This window comes from Candidatus Izemoplasmatales bacterium, from assembly GCA_041649275.1.
Lineage (GTDB): Bacteria > Bacillota_I > Bacilli_A > Izemoplasmatales > Hujiaoplasmataceae > UBA12489.
Genome location: JBAZNL010000001.1, coordinates 168,978 through 186,846, shown reverse-complemented (window position 1 = coordinate 186,846; position 17,869 = coordinate 168,978). Strand labels below are relative to the sequence as shown.

17 protein-coding genes, 1 pseudogene and 1 other annotated feature are annotated in these 17,869 nt (G+C 61.7%); of the genes and pseudogenes, 15 read left to right on the top strand and 3 right to left on the bottom strand.

The features are described from left to right. Position 1: 1 nt before the first annotated feature. Positions 2-1,174 (top strand): amidohydrolase, encoded by a 1,173-nt coding sequence (locus WC509_00820; protein MFA5006000.1) that lies wholly within the window; start codon positions 2-4, stop codon positions 1,172-1,174. Positions 1,175-1,205: 31 nt separating this feature from the next. Here the strand turns inward: WC509_00820 and WC509_00815 are convergent, their stop codons facing one another. After that, complete coding sequence (locus tag WC509_00815) at positions 1,206-1,706, bottom strand: inorganic diphosphatase (GenBank protein MFA5005999.1); 501 nt, start codon at positions 1,704-1,706, stop codon at positions 1,206-1,208. 138 nt (positions 1,707-1,844) lie between these two features. Here WC509_00815 and WC509_00810 point away from each other — a divergent pair, with 138 nt between their 5' ends. After that, the gene (locus tag WC509_00810) at positions 1,845-2,216 is read left to right on the top strand and encodes a hypothetical protein (GenBank protein ID MFA5005998.1); all 372 of its coding nucleotides are present in this window, start codon (positions 1,845-1,847) and stop codon (positions 2,214-2,216) included. A gap of 4 nt (positions 2,217-2,220) precedes the next feature. Continuing rightward, on the top strand, positions 2,221-2,487 hold the full coding sequence (locus WC509_00805) for an HPr family phosphocarrier protein (GenBank protein MFA5005997.1): 267 nt from the start codon (positions 2,221-2,223) through the stop codon (positions 2,485-2,487). A gap of 39 nt (positions 2,488-2,526) precedes the next feature. Here WC509_00805 and trpS read toward each other — a convergent pair whose 3' ends face one another. After that, on the bottom strand, positions 2,527-3,528 hold the full coding sequence (gene trpS, locus WC509_00800; GenBank protein MFA5005996.1) for a tryptophan--tRNA ligase: 1,002 nt from the start codon (positions 3,526-3,528) through the stop codon (positions 2,527-2,529). Between the two features lie 36 nt (positions 3,529-3,564). Continuing rightward, positions 3,565-3,761 (bottom strand) — a binding site (T-box leader). A 20-nt stretch (positions 3,762-3,781) separates the two neighbouring features. Beyond that, positions 3,782-5,548, bottom strand: a complete 1,767-nt coding sequence (gene pepF, locus WC509_00795) for an oligoendopeptidase F (GenBank protein ID MFA5005995.1) — start codon at positions 5,546-5,548, stop codon at positions 3,782-3,784. Between the two features lie 129 nt (positions 5,549-5,677). Here pepF and WC509_00790 point away from each other — a divergent pair. The 12 genes and pseudogenes from WC509_00790 to udk all read left to right on the top strand — a co-directional run bounded on the left by WC509_00790 (position 5,678) and on the right by udk (position 17,868). Further along, positions 5,678-6,034, top strand: a pseudogene (locus WC509_00790) (Spx/MgsR family RNA polymerase-binding regulatory protein). Between the two features lie 248 nt (positions 6,035-6,282). Then, positions 6,283-7,293 carry a type I glyceraldehyde-3-phosphate dehydrogenase gene (gap, locus tag WC509_00785; protein ID MFA5005994.1) on the top strand — a complete coding sequence of 337 codons (1,011 nt, stop codon included), beginning with the start codon at positions 6,283-6,285 and terminating at the stop codon, positions 7,291-7,293. A gap of 67 nt (positions 7,294-7,360) precedes the next feature. Beyond that, positions 7,361-7,969 carry a hypothetical protein gene (locus tag WC509_00780; protein ID MFA5005993.1) on the top strand — a complete coding sequence of 203 codons (609 nt, stop codon included), beginning with the start codon at positions 7,361-7,363 and terminating at the stop codon, positions 7,967-7,969. Between the two features lie 122 nt (positions 7,970-8,091). Next, entirely contained in the window at positions 8,092-8,397 is a 306-nt protein-coding gene (locus WC509_00775; GenBank protein MFA5005992.1) for a PadR family transcriptional regulator, read from the top strand. Further along, on the top strand, positions 8,394-8,954 hold the full coding sequence (locus tag WC509_00770) for a DUF1700 domain-containing protein (protein MFA5005991.1): 561 nt from the start codon (positions 8,394-8,396) through the stop codon (positions 8,952-8,954). The genes WC509_00775 and WC509_00770 overlap by 4 nt, the downstream gene beginning before the upstream one ends. Continuing rightward, positions 8,951-9,850, top strand: a complete 900-nt coding sequence (locus tag WC509_00765) for a DUF4097 family beta strand repeat-containing protein (GenBank protein ID MFA5005990.1) — start codon at positions 8,951-8,953, stop codon at positions 9,848-9,850. The genes WC509_00770 and WC509_00765 overlap by 4 nt, the downstream gene beginning before the upstream one ends. Positions 9,851-9,930: 80 nt before the next feature. Continuing rightward, positions 9,931-11,193 (top strand): aminopeptidase P family protein, encoded by a 1,263-nt coding sequence (locus WC509_00760; GenBank protein ID MFA5005989.1) that lies wholly within the window; start codon positions 9,931-9,933, stop codon positions 11,191-11,193. Between the two features lie 30 nt (positions 11,194-11,223). Next, positions 11,224-13,458 carry an ATP-dependent RecD-like DNA helicase gene (locus WC509_00755; protein ID MFA5005988.1) on the top strand — a complete coding sequence of 745 codons (2,235 nt, stop codon included), beginning with the start codon at positions 11,224-11,226 and terminating at the stop codon, positions 13,456-13,458. 274 nt (positions 13,459-13,732) lie between these two features. Continuing rightward, positions 13,733-16,366, top strand: coding sequence for an alanine--tRNA ligase (gene alaS, locus WC509_00750; GenBank protein ID MFA5005987.1), 2,634 nt, complete (start codon positions 13,733-13,735; stop codon positions 16,364-16,366). After that, the gene (gene ruvX, locus WC509_00745) at positions 16,363-16,779 is read left to right on the top strand and encodes a Holliday junction resolvase RuvX (protein ID MFA5005986.1); all 417 of its coding nucleotides are present in this window, start codon (positions 16,363-16,365) and stop codon (positions 16,777-16,779) included. Before alaS ends, ruvX begins: the two co-directional genes overlap by 4 nt. 8 nt (positions 16,780-16,787) lie before the next feature. Continuing rightward, on the top strand, positions 16,788-17,165 hold the full coding sequence (locus WC509_00740; protein MFA5005985.1) for a DUF1292 domain-containing protein: 378 nt from the start codon (positions 16,788-16,790) through the stop codon (positions 17,163-17,165). Between the two features lie 82 nt (positions 17,166-17,247). Beyond that, positions 17,248-17,868 carry a uridine kinase gene (gene udk, locus WC509_00735; protein MFA5005984.1) on the top strand — a complete coding sequence of 207 codons (621 nt, stop codon included), beginning with the start codon at positions 17,248-17,250 and terminating at the stop codon, positions 17,866-17,868. The last annotated feature ends 1 nt before the right edge of the window (position 17,869 follow it).

The window sequence follows — 17,869 nt, the reverse complement described above, 5'->3', positions numbered from 1 at the left end:
CATGATCCTGATCAGGAACGCGTACCTCGTCGGCATGGCCGACCGCAACTACGTCCTCTCCGACATCCTCGTCGAAGGGACGAAAATCGCCGCCGTCGGGGATCCCGGCACCCTTCCCACGGAGGCTGCGGAGGTCTATGACGCCGCCGGGCGCTACGTCACTCCCGGCATCGTCGACGCCCATTGCCACATCGGCATGTTCGAGGAGTCGATCGGCTTCGAGGGGTCCGATGGCAACGAGATGACCAACCCGGTGTTCCCCGAACTCCGGGCGATCGATGCGGTCAAGCCGCAGGACGTCGCCTTCCGCGAAGCGCTCGAGGCGGGCGTCACGACGGTCTCGACCGGACCCGGATCGGGCAACGTGATCGGCGGCACCTTCACCGTCATGAAGACCTGCGGGACGACCGTCGACGACATGGTGATCGTTCCCGAATCGGCGATGAAGATGGCGCTCGGCGAAAATCCGAAGCGCGTCTACAGCGGGAAGAGCCAGACGCCGACGACCCGGATGGGATCGGCGGCGCTGATCCGCGATGCGCTCGTGAAGGCGCGCGAATACAAGGCGAAGAAGGACAAGTACCAGAAGGACGTCCAGACCAATCCGGACGCCGTCAAGCCCGAGTTCAACATCAAGTGGGAGTCGCTTGCACGCGTCTTCGAAGGTTTGCCGGTGAAGATCCATGCCCACCAGCAGGACGACATCGTCACCGCGATCCGGATCATCGAGGAGTTCGGCCTTTCCGCGACGATCGAGCACGCCACCGAAGGCCATCTGATCGTCGACTACCTGAAGAAGCACGGCACGCGGGTGATCATCGGTCCGACGCTCGGGACGAAGTCGAAGTACGAACTTCGGAACAAGACCTTCCGGGCCGCGAGGATCCTCCATGACGGCGGGATCGAGTTCGCGATCATGACCGACCACCCGGTGATCTCGCTTTCCAACGCGCTCACCCAGGTCGGGATCTTCGTCCGCGAGGGACTCGACGAGCTCTCCGCCTTCCGGGCGGTGACGATCGACGCCGCGAAGATCGTCGGCGTCGCCGGTCGCGTCGGCTCGATCGAACCGGGCAAGGACGCCGACCTCGTCGTCTGGGACGGGCATCCGCTCCATTATCTGACCAAGCCCGCGCTCGTCGCGGTGAACGGGTCCGTCGTCCACAAGGCATGAAAAAAGCGCGCCGTTCGGCGCGCTTTCGCATTCAGTGGCGTTTCTTGGCTTCGCGGTAGGCGATCTCGTACTTCTCGAGGAGGGCGACGGCCTTCTCCTGGTCGTAGTAGTCCTTGACGATCACGTCGTGACCCGGAAGCAGCTCCTTGTAGGTGCGGAAGAAGAGCTTGATCTCGCGGAGTTGGAGTTCCTGGATGTCGAAGATGTTCTGGATGTGGTCGAACCGCGGGTCGGCGTCGACCACGGCGATGATCTTCTCGTCGTGCTGGCCGCCGTCCCACATGTCGAGGTAGCCGACGACGCGGGCGTCGACGATGCAACCCGGGAAGGTGTGCGTCGTCGCAAGCACGAGGATGTCGAGCGGGTCGCCGTCGTCGGCGAGGGTCTCCTCGATGAAGCCGTATTCGGCCGGATAGGTCATCTTCGAATACATCACGCGGTTGAGCTTGATGCGGTTGCGCTTCTTGTCGACCTCGTACTTGTTCTGCGTCCCCATCGGGATCTCGATGATGGCTTCGATCACTGTCTTCATGACGGTTTCCCCCTGTTCAGGATATGATTCATTATATTCCATGCGGTTCCGTTTGGCAAGGGGGCGCGAAGGAGAGGTGAATTTTTATTCATCTTTTTCTTTCGCGCCGGGTATGGTAGAATAGAGAAGGGTGATCCTATGAACGTACCGTATGCGCTGGTCCTGACCACGGGCGTCGTCGTCCTGATCGTCGTCGCGTGCGTCATTGCCGTCGCGCTCGCGGGGCTTCTCGCCGGCACGCTGTTCGCGCGCCGGAAACGGCGTCCCGAACCGATTCCGGACGAACGCATCGAGAAGATCCTCGCCCTGCTTGGCGGGACCGAGAACGTCCTCTCCGCAGCCGCCGAAGGCGGCCGCGCGACCTTCGCGCTCGCCGACCTGAAGAAAGCCGACCTCGCCGCCATCCAAGCGCTCGGCGCGACCGGCGTCACTGTCGCCGGAAAGACCGTGAAGGCGCTCTTCCCGTTTTACGTCGGGCGTCTCGTGGAACGTTTTCCGCGAAAGGACTGAGACCATGAAGGAAGCCGAATTCGCAATCCGCTATCCCTACGGCATGCATGCGCGGCCGGCGACGATCCTCGTCGCCAGGGCGAACGCATTCAAGTGCAAGGTCACGATCTCCTATCGGAAGGAGACCGTGAACATGAAGTCGATCATGGGCGTGATGTCGCTCGGAATCCCCGCCAAGACCCCCTTCAGGGTGGTCGCCGACGGATCCGACGAGGAGGCCGCGATCACCGCGATCGCACTCGCCGTCGAGGACATCAACGCGTCGTTATGAAAACAGAGACCGGGAGTGATTCCCCGGTCTCTGTTTTCTTCAGTTGCGCTTGCGGCCGAGGCCGATCTTCTGCTTGCATTTCTCGAGCTTGCGGAAGGCTTCGCGGCCGGCGGTCTCGCGGCCCCGGTCGAGGATCGCGTCGAGCGTTCCCGAGGCGATCACCTCGTCGTATCGTTTCTGGAGCTTTCCGATCTCATCGGCGACGAGTTCGGCGCAGGCGTCCTTGAAGGGGGCGTAGCCCGGCCCGGGGAAGCGGAAGACGACCTCGGCGGGGGAGAGGCCGGAAAGCGCGGCGTAGATCGTGATCAGGTTGGCGAGGCCGGGCTGGTCCTCCGGATCGAAACGCATCGTCCCGACCGAGTCGGTGACGGCGGACCTGATCTTGCGGAGGATCGTCGGACGGTCGTCGTAGAGGGTGATGCAGCCCTTGTCGGAATCCTCCGACTTCGACATCTTCTTCGCGGGGTCCTGGAGGTCCATGATCCGCGCCCCGACTTCGGGGATCAGCGGTTCGGGGACGGTGAAGAAGGCGCCGAAACGGTTGTTGAAGCGGGCGGCGATGTCGCGCGTGAGCTCGAGGTGCTGCTTCTGGTCGTCGCCGACGGGAACGAAGTCGGCGTCGTAGAGGAGGATGTCGGCGGCCATCAGGGCCGGGTAGGTGAAGAGCGCCGAGGTGAGGCCGGTCTCGCCTTTCTTCGACTTGTCCTTGAACTGGGTCATACGCTCGAGTTCGCCGATATAGGTGAAGCATTGCAGGAGGTAGCCGAGCTCGGCGTGCTCCTTGATCTCCGACTGCACGAACAGGACCGTGCGTGCGGGATCGATGCCGGCGGCGAGGTACATCGCCGCGACGTCACGGGTGCGCTTGCGCAAGAGCGCCGTCTCCTGGGGGACGGTGATCGCGTGCAGGTCGGCGACGAACAGATAGAACAGATCGTCGGGGCGCTTCCGCTGGAGTTCGACGAACTTCGAGATCGCGCCGATGTAGTTGCCGAGGGTGAGCGTGCCGCTCGGCTTGATGCCCGATAGGATCTTCTTCATGGGAAACCTCCTGGAAAATGAAAACGTCCCTCCGTACGGAAGGACGTCAGAGACGCGGTACCACCTTGATTCCGGTTCCGAAGAACCGGCGCTTGAGACCGATAACGGGGTCAGCGGACGGGATTGGCGTCGCTCGCCGGTCCATTCGCATGGGGCCCGCCGCCCGGTTCCACCGATCCTGGGCTCGCTTGGGACGGACGTTCCATGGTACTCTTCCGGTTCAAGGCTTTGTTTTTATGGATGCATTATACCATCACTTGGCTTCGAGTTCAATAGCCAGCTGGTCGACGAGTTCCGAAAGTCGGTTCGAAACGGCGCGGAACGCGTCCTTCTTCGTCAAATCGATGCCGGCCTTCTTGAGCTGGTCGACGGGGAAGGCGCTGCCGCCGGACTTGAGCAGGCCGACGTATTTCTCGAATGCGCCCTTCTTGCCTTCCTTGACGTTCTCGTAGAGCTTGAGCGAGGCGGCGAAGGAGGTCGCGTACTGGTAGACGTAGAACGGCGTGTAGAAGAGGTGCGGGATGTACGCCCAGACGAACGGCTTCAGGTTCTCCTTTGAGATGTCGATGCCGTAGAACTCCTGGTAGAGGTCGATCATGATCTTCGACAGGGTGTCGGAGGTGATCGGCTCGCCGGCTTCGACGAGACGATGGCTCTCGAGTTCGTAGCAGGCGAAGAGCGTCTGGCGGTAGAAGGTCGAGAGGATGTCGTCGATTGCGCGCTGCAGGAGGGCGATCTTCTCGTTGCGCGAGGCCTTCGACTCCTTGATGAAGTAGTCGAGGAGGTTGTGCTCGTTGAAGGTCGAGGCGACCTCGGCGACGAAGATCGTGTAGTCCTGGAGGGTGGCCGGCTGGCCTTCGGCGGCGTACATCGAATGGATCGAGTGGCCGGCCTCGTGGGCGACGGTGAAGACGTCGGCGAGCGTCTTCGAGTAGTTCAGGAGGATGAACGGATGGAGGTCCGGCATCGAGGAGGAGTAGGCGCCGGTGCGTTTTCCTTCCGCCTCGTAGACATCGACGAAGCCGTCGGCGAGGACTTCCTTCGCCTTCTTCCGGAAATCGGCGGGGAACTTCTCGATCGACTTGAAGAAGAGTTCGCGGGCTTCCTCGTATTCGTACTCCTTGTCGGTCTTGACGAGGTCGAGGAAGCGGTCGTAGGTGTGGTAGACCTCGAGCCCGAGGGCCTTCTTGCGGAGTTCGATGTATTTCTTGATCGGTTCGACCGTCTCGCGGGCGACCGCGGCGAGGTTGTGGTACACGGCGACCGGGATCGCGTCGTTGAAGAGCCGGCTTTCGAGCGAGGTCGCGTACCTGCGGGCCTTGCGGAAGGCGTTGTCGGCTTCGAGGACGGCCTTGTAGATGCTGGCGTAGGTGTTCTTGTGGACGTCGTAGTAGGAATAGACCGATTCGAAGATCTCCTCGCGCTCCTTGGGGCTCTGGCTCTTGGCGATGAAGGAGCGGTAGTTGGAGTTGGTGATCGTGACGATCTCGCCCGAATCGAGCATGACGTCGCCGTTCTGGATGTCGGCGACGGAGAGCGAACTGTAGAGCTCGCGGCCGGCCTGGGCGAGGCGGTTGAAGTTGGCGAGGAGCGCTTCGGAGGCGTCGTCGAGGACGTGCTCCTGGCGGCGGAACAGCTTCTCGAAGTTGAACTTGAACTCGGCGATCTCGGGATACTTGTCGACCATGCCGAGGACGACATCCTTGCCGAGGGAGAGCAGTTCGGGTTCTTCAAACGAGCAGTTCTCCGCGAGCTGGGCGAAGGCGATCTGGACCATCTGGAGCTGTTTCGCGTTCTCGAGGTCCTTCTTGTTCAGGTCGCTCTTGAGGGAGGCATACTGATAGACGCGGAGACCGACTTTGTTCAGCTTGATCTGCAGCGTGAAATAGGCGCGGAACATCTCGGGATCGGCGAGCTTGCCCTTATAGGTTCCGAGTTTCTTGATGATGCCGAGCGACTGGTTGTAGCCCTTGTCGAACGCGGCCTGGTCGGCGAAGAGATAGGTGAGGTTCCACTTCATGGGATATGCTCCTGTCTGGTGAATTTGGGTGGTGCGGGTGTGTATATTATACCATCATTCTTCCGAAAAGAGGTTTATCAAACGCGGTCTCCGTGTTATAATATCTTAAAAAGCAGATGAGGTGGCAACATGATCACGCTGTACACGAGTTCAAGCTGCTCGTCCTGCCGCAAGGCGAAGCGCTGGCTGGACGAGAACAAGATAGCCTACAAGGAAAAGAACATCGTCGGCATCCGCCTGACGAGGGACGACATCATCAACATGCTCAAGTTCTCCGAAAACGGCTTCGAGGACATCATCTCGACTCGTTCGAAGATCTTCAAGGATTCGAACATGGACACCGAGGAGATGCGGTTCGGCGAACTCGCCGACTTCATCATCGACAACCCGACGATCCTGAAGCGCCCGATCATCGTGAACGACAAGATCATGCAGACGGGCTACAACGAGGACGAGATCCGCGCGTTCATCCCGGCGCGGCTACGCCAGACGGTGTTCTGCGAGAACTGCTCGGAGAACTGCGAGTACAAGAACAGCCTTCGGGAGTGCATGAGCGCGACCAGGAAGGCGGAAGCGAAATAGGACGAGGGGACGGGAAACCGTCCCTTTCCTTTGCGTTTCCGGGCCCGTGCTGAAAGCGTTTTATCCGGTTCATTGTGTTGTAAAAAGGCATGAAACATTGTAGAATAGAAACGAAGTCACACGATAGATTCCATCCATAGGAGGATCACAGAATGTCAGTCAAAGTCGCAATCAACGGATTCGGCAGGATCGGCCGCCTGGCCTTCCGCGTCATGTTCGGAAACCCGGATTTCGAAATCGTCGCCATCAACGACCTCACCGACGCCGAGCAGCTCGCCTACCTTCTCAAGTACGACACCGCCCAAGGCCGCTACGGCAAGCCCGTCTCCTTCGCCGGCACCGACCTCGTCGTCGACGGCGTCAAGATCCCCGTCTTCGCGATCAAGGAACCGCAGCTCCTCCCGTGGGCCCAGTACAACGTCGACGTCGTCCTCGAGTGCACCGGCCTCTTCACGTCCCGTGACAAGGCCGCCCTTCACCTCCAGGCCGGCGCGAAGCGCGTCGTCCTGTCCGCTCCCGCCAAGGAGAAGGACATCCCGACGATCGTCTACGGCGTCAATGAGAACACCCTGACCGGCACCGAGACGATCCTCTCCGCCGCCTCCTGCACGACCAACTGCCTCGCCCCGATCGCCAAGATCCTCGATGAGAACTTCGGAATCGTGAAGGGATACATGACCACCGTCCACGCCTACACCAACGACCAGATCACCCTCGACGGCCCGCACAAGGCCGGCATCGCCAGCCGTCGCGGACGTTCCGCCGCCGCCAACATCGTCCCGTCGACGACCGGCGCCGCCAAAGCCGTCGCGCTCGTCCTGCCGCAGCTCAAGGGCAAGATGGACGGCATCGCCCTCCGCGTCCCGGTCATCACCGGCTCGATCGTCGACCTCGTCGTCGAACTGAAGAAGAACGTCACGCGTGACGAGATCAACGCCGCCGTCAAGGCCGCGCAGTCCGACACGGTCGGCTACACGGAGGATCCGATCGTCTCCTCCGACGTCATCGGCATCACGCAGGGGACGATGTTCGACGCCTCCTGCACCGCCGTGATGGAAGTCGAAGGCAAGCAGCTGGTCAAGGTCATGTCCTGGTATGACAACGAGATGTCCTATACCTCGCAGATGATCCGGACCCTCAAGCACTTCGCCCATCTGATCTAAGCGAAACCCGACCAGGGGCATCCGGAAGGATGCTCCTTTTCATCTCCGAAGGAAAGGCGGCGATTCCATGCAGTTCATCCAAAACCTGATCGACGCCTATCTCGCCTTCCTGGCGGACCACGCCTGGATCGCTCCGCTCGCGACATTGCTTTTCCCCGTCGTCGAAGCCCTGATCCCGTCGCTCCCGCTCACGGCGATCGTCGCCGCCAACCTCGGCGTCCTCTCGGCCGCCTACGGTCCCGCCGGCGGTACGGTCCTGACGATCGTCCTGTCTGCCGTCGGCTCGTTTGCGGCGATGTTCGGGATCTTCCTGGTGATCCGCAGCGTCTGGGGCGAACGGTTCGCCGTCAAGGTGGAGGCGAGTCCGTTCGGCCGCCGGTTCGTGAACATCGCCGCCGGCGGGAACACCGCCATGATCCTCGCGCTCATGTCCAATCCGTTCCTTCCGAGTTCGATCATGAACTACGTGCTCGCGTTCACGAAGGTGAAGGTGGGACGCTACTTGTTTCTGACCGGCGTCTCGCGGATCGTGATCATCGTCTTCATCGTCTTCCTCGGCTCGCTCTTCAACATCCAGGAGCATCCCCTGAACGTCCTCTGGCTGATGCTCGCGTACGCGCTCCTCTTCTTTCTCGGGTGGATCGTCAAACGGGTGCGCGAGCGTCGTACCGCATGATCGTCCCTCGCCTTCGCGGTGAGGGTTTTCTTTTTTTTTCGAATCGTGCGAAAAGGGGTTGACAAACAATACCACGCATTGTATAGTATTATGCGTAAGGGGGTATTACGTTGGATGCCCAATTGAAAAAAGGCTTTCTCGAACTGCTCGTGCTCGCCTCGCTCAAGAGCGCCGCGTCGTACGGATACAAGATCATCCAGGACGTGTCGGGAATCATCGAAATCTCCGAATCGACGCTCTATCCCATCCTGAAGCGGCTCGAAAGCCAGGGATTCGTCGATACCTTCACCGAGGAGTACAACTCGCGGCTTCGCCGCTACTACCGCATCACGGCGGCCGGCGTCGCGAAACTCCGCGAATCGCGCGCGGACTTCGAAGAGACCAAGCGCATCTATGATTACATTCTGTCCGAGGGGGGACGTTCATGAACAGGTACGAATTTCTCTACAGGCTCGACAAGGCGCTGACCGGGATCTCCCCGACGGAGAAGGCGGAGATCGTGCGCTACTACGAAGAGCTGATCCAGGACGCTCGCGACTCGGGCGACGACGAAACCGACTTCATCGATCGACTCGGTTCGGTCGAGACGATCGTCCGCACGATCCGAAAGGACGAAGGGTTCGTCACCAACGTCAGGGAGAAGAAGGATTTCCAGCTCCGGAAGGTCTTCGACATCACCGTCAGAATCGCCGCGTACGCGCTCTTCGGCCTGTTCGTGATCGTCGCCGGATCGCTCGCCTTCTCGTTCCTCGTAAGCGGCGTCTCGCTCGTCTTCACCGCGATCGTCGCCTATTTCCGCGACTCCGTCGCCGACCCCACGACCGCCACCCTGATGATGTACGCCGGGGGCGCCCTGATCGGCGCCGGTCTGTTCCTCGCCGGAATCTGGGGGTTCAAAACGCTGATCCGGGCCTCGAAGGGCCTGATCGAGAAAAGTCTCGAATTCGTTGAAAAAATCAGAAAGAAGATCGGAGAACTGAAATGAAAATCCTTGGTAGAATCTCACTCGGCATCTTCCTCGTCGGTCTCGGTCTCGTGATCGCCGGTCTCATCGCCGGCGGCACCGGCGCCTTCCACCGTCTCACCGACGACGACTTCATCCTCGTCGACGAAACCTACGACGTCGGCACCCTCGAACTCGTCAAGCTCGTCTTCGCCAACAAGCGCATCGACGTGGTCCCGTCGGAGACGGACCAGATCCGGATCGTCTACTACGAGACCGCCGAGGATCCCGTCGTCGTCACCGAAGACGCGACCTCGCTTGCGTTCGAGGAGGAACTCGACTTCGGCTTCGAATGGTTCGACTTCCAGTGGCTCTGGCCGATCTCGCCGGAATACTACGGCTGCACCCTGTACCTGCCAGCCGACGCCGTCCTCTCCCTCGACTTGACGACGTCCAACGGCGGCATCGACATCGCCGGCATGACCGCCCTCACCGGGATCGACGCGTACACCTCCAATGGCGAGATCAACCTTCTGGACGTCGACGTCGCCGGGGATCTCGAGATGGTCTCCAGCAACGGCGCGTTCGACGTCGAAAACGTCACGGCCTTCGGGAAGGTCACCTTCCGCACCTCCAACGGAAAGATCAGCATCGACGGTCTCGTCGCCCTGGGCGAGGTCGTTCTGAAGACCTCGAACGGTCCCGTCGATGTCGACGGCCTCGTCGCCGACGACCTCGAGGTCGACACCTCGAACGGCCGCATCGACGTCGCGATCGTGGGCGATTACGCCCACTACCGGATCCTGATGGAGACGTCGAACGGGGACATGTACATCGACGGCGAGGAGAAGAACGACGGCCGCTACAACACGTCCCTGGAGCCGACGATCGACCTCGACACCTCGAACGGCGACGTTCGTCTGAACTTCATCGACTAAAAGCGCGGCGACGCGCTTTTTTTCTGCCTTGAACCGGATGCGCGTGATATAATGGTTCTATAGAAACAGAGGTGCGAACCATGGACAAAGCCGTATTCCAGCGCCATCGCGCGCGATTTCTCGCCAGAATGGCCGACCGTGCCATCGCCGTCTTCTACGCCGGCGAGGCGCCCCACAAGACCGCCGACCAGTTTTATCCCTATGAAGTCAACCGCAACTTCTACTATCTGACCGGCCTCTCCAAACCCAACATGAACCTGGTGATCCTGAAGGACCAGGGACGCGTGTTCGAGTTCCTTTTCGTCGAGGAGACGAACGACTACATCAACAAGTGGCTCGGTCGGAGGATGACGAAGGAGGAGGCGGCGGAGATCGCCGGCATCGACGAGAGAAACGTCCGCTACCTGACGGAGTTCCGCGAGTTCGTCGCGACCTGTCTCTCCAACAACCGCCGCGCGGTCGTTCAGAAGCCCGCGCACCTCTATCTCGACCTGTTCCGCCCGAAAGCTGACTTCGAAGCCGCCGCGCTCGTGAAGTCGCGCTTCGTCGTCGACCTCTACCCCGAACTCGCCCTGCACGACGCGTGCGAGATCCTCGACGCGATGCGCCGCGAGAAGGATCCCGAGGAGATCGCATCGATCGAGGATGCCGTCGACCACTCGCGCTACGCCATCGAGGGCGTCCTGAAGCACGCCCGCCGCGGTACGAACGAACGCGAGATCGCCGGCTACTACGAGTACCTGCTCAGGCAGCACGGGTCCGAGGGCATGTCTTTCAACCCGATCGTCGCCTCCGGCAAGAACGCCGCCGTGCTCCATTACGAGGACAACGACAAGGACGTCCCCGACGGGGCGCTCGTGCTCCTCGACCTCGGCGCGCTGTCCGGTCCCTATGCCTCCGACATCAGCCGCACGTTCCCGATCTCGGGAAGGTTCGGCCCCCGCCAGAAGGAACTTTACCAGCTCGTCCTCGACGTGAACAAGCAGACGATCGCCTACGTCAGGCCCGGCCTGATGATGGCCGATTTGAACAAGTTCGCCCGCGACCTGCTCGCCGCCGGGATGGTCCGGCTCGGCCTGATCCAGACCCCCGAGGAGGTCGGGAAGTACTATTACCACAACGTCAGCCACTTCCTCGGCCTCGACGTCCATGACGTCGGAACCTACCTCGAACCCCTGAAGCCCGGCGTTGTCCTGACGGTCGAACCCGGCATCTACGTCGAGGAGGAAGGCATCGGCATCCGCATCGAGGACAACGTCGCCGTCACCGAGACCGGCGGGAAGAACCTCTCGGCGGGCATCCTGAAGGAGATCGCTGACATCGAATCGTTCATGGCGAAATAGTTTCGCCGCATCGAAAGGAATCATGAACCCATGGAACACGTCGAGGGCGTCATCAGGCAGTACCTGTTTTTCAACGAGGAGAATTCCTATTCCGTCCTGAAGGTCGAACTGACCGACACCTCGGAAAAGAGCCTCGCGTACTACGAACCCACGATCGTCGTCTGTGGGTTTTTTCCTAAACTGGAGACGGCGGTCAAATATCGCTTCTACGGGGCCGTCACCGACCATCCGCGCTATGGCAAGCAGTACGCCGCGGAGCGCTTCGAGCGCATCGTCGACAACACCCGCGCGGGTCTCGTCGACTACCTCTCGAGCGGACTCGTCAAGGGCGTCGGTCCGAAGACCGCCGAACGGATCGTCGACGCCCTCGGGACGGACACGCTCGCCGCGATCGCCCAGGACGTCTCCGCCCTCGACAAGGTCCCCAAGCTGAACAAGGAACTGAAGCAGGCGATCCGTGAGGCCGTCCTCGAGAACCGCCAGAAGGAGGCGGCGCTCATCTGGCTGTACGGCTTCGACATCTCCCCCCGGATGGCGATGCGCATCTTCAGCCGCTACGGCCACAAGGCGATCGACGTCGTCAAGGCCGATCCCTACGTCCTGATCGATGACGTCGAGGGCATCGGCTTCCGGCGCGCCGACGAGATCGGCCTCAAGATCGGCTTCGGCTTCGACAACCCGAAAAGGATCCAGGCGGTCATCCTCTTCCTCCTCCAGGAATACGCCGGCAAGTACGGCGACACCTACCTCGACAAGGCGAGACTCATGGAATACGCCGCAAAGTACCTGACCGCGGCCGACGAGACCTTCATCGAATCGGCACCGATCGAGGAGGCCCTCGAGACGCTCGCGCTCGAAGAGAAGATCGTCGTCACCGCCGAGGCGTACAGCCTTGCGGCGTATTACAGGGCCGAGAAAGGCATCGCTCGCCGCCTGCTCGACGCCGCCGGCCCAGATCCGGCCTTCCGTCCCGACCTCGTCGGCGCCTACGTCGCCGATTTCGAGGCGCAGAACGACATCCAGTACACCGACAACCAGAAGACCGCGATCGAGACGGCGCTCTCGCAGCGCTTCACGATCGTCACCGGCGGTCCCGGGACCGGCAAGACGACGGTCATCAAGGGCATCGTCGCGACCTACGAGGCGATGCATTCGGGCGATCCGCGAATCGCTTCGAAGATCCGTCTCTGCGCCCCGACCGGAAAGGCCGCAAAGCGGCTTTCGGACGCCACCGGCCGCGAAGCGACCACGATCCACCGTCTTCTCGGATACGACTTCGAGGGTCATTTCGCCTACGACGAGCGCGCCCGCCTCGACGCCAGGCTCGTCGTCGTCGACGAGGCTTCGATGATGGATGCGGAACTCGCGTTCCGCTTTTTCGGCGCAGTCCGCGACAACGCCAAGATCGTGATCGTCGGCGACGACAACCAGCTGCCCTCGGTCGGCCCCGGCCAGGTCCTCTCCGACCTGATGGCCTCGGGACGGTTCCCCGTCGTCCGGCTCGAGAAGATCCACCGCCAGGCGGAGGGCTCCTCGATCGTCGCCCTCGCCTACGACATCCTGAACCAGCGGCTGACCGACGACGTGCTCGCGAACCAGCCCGACCGCACCTGGTTCAGGGCGCCCGAAGACCGGGTTCCCGAACTCGTCCTGAGGACCCTCCGCGAGGCCCAGAACGCCGGCTACGACCTGAACGAAGACGTCCAGGTGCTCGCGCCGATGTACCGCGGCGAGTGCGGCATCGACAACCTGAACCGTCTGATCCAGGATGCCTTCAACAAGAACCACGAGATCCCCGCCCTGACGCGCGGGGAGAAGTCGTTCCGGCTCCGCGACAAGGTCCTCCAGCTCGTCAACCAGCCCGAGGACGGGATCATGAACGGCGACATCGGCGTTGTCACGGCGATCCTCGACGAGCGCGAGATGCTCGTCGATTTCGGCGGTCATTCGGTCAAATACGACGTCAAGGACCTCGACGCGCTCACGCTTGCCTACGCCGTCTCGATCCACAAGTCGCAGGGAAGCGAGTTCAGGCTCGTGGTGATGCCGGTCGTCCGCAGCCACGCGATCATGCTGAAGCGGAAACTGCTCTACACCGCCGTCACGCGGGCGAAGGAGAAGCTCGTGATGATCGGCGAGGTCCCGGCGCTCCGCCGCGGCGTCCTCGGTCTCGAACCGCCGCGCCGGACGATGCTGTCGCGCTTCCTTTCCGAAACGCCGGAACCCGAGCCCGGGGACAACCTCCGGATCGAGGATTTCATGTGATTCGCGGCTTCGCCGTTGCTTTTCCCGCCTCCATGGTGTATAATGTCCTCAAATCGATGCGAAAGCCTACGGAATGCGCGACGACCAGAGAGTCTGGGGACGGTGCGACCAGAACGATGCGGATTCCGACGCCACTTTCAAGAGACGCCAATCCCGTCCGTGTCGTCCGCGTTAAGGACTTCGAGCGCCGGCCTCCGTGCCGGAACAAAGGTGGTACCGCGATTCGTCGTCCTTGATCAGAGGACGACTTTATTTTTGCCGAGGAGGTTTACCCATGAAACAACTGACCGGAAGCCAAGTGAGGAAGATGTGGCTGGATTTCTTCCAGTCGAAAGGCCATTCCGTGGAGAAGGGCGCATCGCTCGTTCCCAACGACGACCCGACCCTGCTCTGGATGAACGCGGGCGTCGCCGCCCTTAAGAAGTACTTCGACGGCTCGATCGTGCCGAAGAACCCGCGGATCGTGAACGCGCAGAAGTGCATCCGCACGAACGACATCGAGAACGTCGGGAAGACCGCTCGTCACCACACGTTCTTCGAGATGCTCGGGAACTTCTCGATCGGCGACTATTTCCGCAAGGAGGCCGTGACGTGGGGTTTCGAGATCCTGACCGATCCGAAGTGGTTTGCCTTCGACAAGGACCGCCTCTACATGACCATCTATCCGGACGACGTGGAGACGAAGGATCTCTGGATTTCACTCGGCGTCGACCCGTCGCACATCATCCCGACGGACGACGACAACTTCTGGGAGATCGGTGAGGGTCCGTGCGGCCCCTGCACCGAGATCTACTTCGACCGCGGCCCGAAGTTCGGGTCGGTCGGCCCGAACGCGATCAGGGACGGGATCCAAAACGACCGCTACATCGAGATCTGGAACATCGTCTTCTCGCAGTACAACGCGAAAGCCGGCCTGAAGCGCAGCGAATACCCCGAGCTCCCCAACAAGAACATCGACACCGGCTGCGGCCTCGAGCGCATCACCTGCGTCATCCAGGGCGTCCCGACCAACTTCGAGACCGACCTGTTCATGCCGATCATGAAGAAGATCGAGGAGATCGCCGGCGTCCCCTACGAGGGCCAGATGGCCTTCAAGGTGATCGCTGACCACATCCGCACCGTCACCTTTGCGGTCGCCGACGGCGCCGTCCTCGCCAACGAGGGCCGCGGCTACGTCCTGCGCCGACTGCTCCGCCGCGCCGTCAAGTACGGCAAGAAGATCGGCATCCAGCGCCCGTTCATGGACGAGCTCGTCGACGTCGTCGCCGACATCATGAAGGACTACTATCCCTCCCTCCTCGACCAGACCGCGATCGTGAAGAAGGTCATCGGCGCCGAGGAGACGAAGTTCCTCGAGACCCTCGCCGCCGGCGAGAAGCGCTTCGAGGCGATCGCCGCCTCGCTTCCGGGCAAGACGATTCCCGGCGCCGACGCCTTCGTCCTCTACGACACCTACGGATTCCCGATCGAACTGACCGCCGAATACGCCGAGGAGCGCGGGCTTTCCGTCGATCTCGCCGGCTTCCAGGCCGAGATGGAGAAGCAGAAGGAACGCGCCCGAAACGCCCGCAAGGACGTCCAGTCGATGAAATCGCAGAACGAGGCGCACCTCGCCTTCACCGCCAAGTCGAAGTTCGTTGGCTATGACCGAACCGCCGCCGAGACCCGCGTCCTCAAGGTCTTTCCGGAGGGCATCGTCCTCGAGGCGACGCCGTTCTACGCCACCTCGGGCGGTCAGGTCGCCGATACCGGCGTGATCACGAACGACAAGTTCTTCGCCCAGGTCGACGACGTCACGAAACTGCCGAACGGGCAGTTCCTGCACGCCGTCACGATCCTTTCGGGGCGCGTCCGCGAAGGCGACGTCGTGCTCGCCTCGGTCGACATCGAGAAGCGCGGCGCCACCGCCGCGAACCATTCGGCCACCCATCTCCTCTTCAAGGCGCTCCGCGACCTGCTCGGAACCCACGTCTCCCAGCAGGGCAGCCAGGTCTCCGCGGAAGCGCTCCGCTTCGACTTCAACCATTTCGAACCGATCGTCGACGAGACGATCCTCGAGCTGGAGCGTCGCGTCGTCGCGATGATCGGCCGGGACTACCCGGTCGAGACGAAGCAGATGACCGTCGACGCCGCCGTCGCCCGCGGGGCGATCGCCGAGTTCGGCGAGAAGTACGGCGACCTCGTCCGCGTCGTCGACCTCAAGTACACGCTCGACCTGTGCGGCGGCACGCACGTGAAGAACCTTTCCGACATCCGCCGCTTCGCGATCCGCGGGATCCAGTCGATCGGCTCCGGCATCTACCGGATCGAAGCCGTGACCAACGACGGCGTCCAGGGGATCGCCGACACGCTCTACGGCATCGTCGCCGAGATCGACAACCTCAACCGCAAGGCCTACGGCATCCTCCAGGCGGCGATCGTCGACCGGATCGACCTCGTCTTCGCCGCGCCGCAGGCGGCCGTTCCGGTCGGCTCCTACGCCGACGTGATCGCCAAGCGCCAGGAGTTCGCCGACCTCCAGAAGGCCGTCAAGGAACTCGAACGCGAATACACCTCGCGCCGCGAGACGGCGACCCTGAAGTCGCTCGACGGCTACTTCGCCCAGATCCGCGACGGCAGCTTCGTCGGCCGCGTCGACGGGCTCGACATGAATACCCTGAAGCAGTTCGTCGACAACCTCGCCGCGCAGGCGACGGGACTCGTCTTCGTCGCTTCGGTCCGGGACGGGAAGGTCGCCTTCGTCGCCAAGTCGAAGAGCCTCCGGTTCCATGCCGGCCAGCTCGTCAAGACGGCCGCCGCGATCTGCGACGGAAACGGCGGCGGCCGACCCGACTTCGCCCAGGCGGGCGGGAAGGACGTCGCGAAGACGGACGAGGCCGTGGCCGCGGTCAGGCGGGCGATCCGATGAAGGTCCTCGGACTCGACCTCGGGTCGAAGACGCTCGGCGTCGCCTGTTCCGATCCCTCCGCGATCCTCGCTTCCGGCATCGAGACGTTCACCTTTCCCGAGGAGAATCTCGATTTGCCCCTTGACTATGTCAAGCGATTTGTCGATAATAATAAAGTGGGTCTCGTCGTCCTCGGCTATCCGAAGAACATGGACGGGTCGATCGGATCCCAGGGAAAGAAGTCGGAGGCGTTCCGGGACGCCCTGAAGGAGCGGATCGCGGTGCCGATCGTCCTCTGGGACGAACGGCTCTCGACCCGGATGGCCAACCAGGCCATGCTTGCGGGGGACCTCTCGCGCAAGCACCGCAAGGAGATCGTCGACAAATTGGCGGCCACGATCATCCTCCAGAGCTATCTCGACGCCAGAAGGTAGGAGAACCCATGGAAAAGGACGAAAAGGAATATTTCATCGTGACTGATGAAAACGGCAAGGACATCAAGTGCGAGATCATCATGACGTTCGATTCGGACGAGTTCAACCGGTCGTACGTCGTCTACCAGGTCGCCGGCGACGAATCCGGCGAGGTTTTCGCCGCCGCATATGATCCCGAATCGGGCGAAGAAGGCAAACTGATGCAGATCGAGACCGACGCGGAATGGGAATTCGTCGAGGAGGTCCTCGAAAACTATCTCGAGGACGAAGAGGAAGCCGAAACCGCGGAGCACGAACACGACCACGAGCACGGCGACGACTGCGACTGCGGCGACGATTGCGAATGCGGCCACGCGCACGAAGAAGACGAAGAGGACAAAGAGTAAGTTACTTACTCTTTTCCCTTTTTTTGGGGGATTAACCCCCACCCGATCGCATCGATCGATTGAAGAAGGAGCGTGAACGCGCATGTCCTCGAAACCCCTCGTGATCGCCGTCGCCGGCGGATCCTCCTCCGGCAAGACCACCGTCGTGAACAAGATCATGGCGAACCTGACGGAGTACCCCGTCGTCGTGATCAAGCACGACGACTATTACAAGGACCAGTCCGAGATGACGATGGAGGAACGCCGCGCGGTCAACTACGACCACCCGTTTGCGCTCGACAACGACCTCTTCATCCGCCAGCTGAAGACCCTCATCGCCGGCAACCCGATCCAGAAGCCGATCTACGACTTCGTCCGCTTCACGCGCTCGCCGGAGACCGAGACCGTACGGCCCGCGAAGATCATCGTCCTCGAAGGCATCCTCGTGCTCGAGGATCCGCGGATCCGCGCGCTCGTCGACGTCAAGATCTTCGTCGAGGCCGACGACGACCTGCGCTTCATCCGCCGTCTCCGCCGCGACATCAACGAGCGCGGCCGCTCGATGGAGTCGGTCATCGACCAGTACCTGAAGACCGTCAAGCCGATGTTCCACGAGTTCGTCAAGCCGACGAAGCGGTACGCCGACATCATCATCCCCAACGACTATAGCCACGACGTGGCCGTCGACCTCATCAACGCGAAACTGCTGTCTATACTGAAATAGG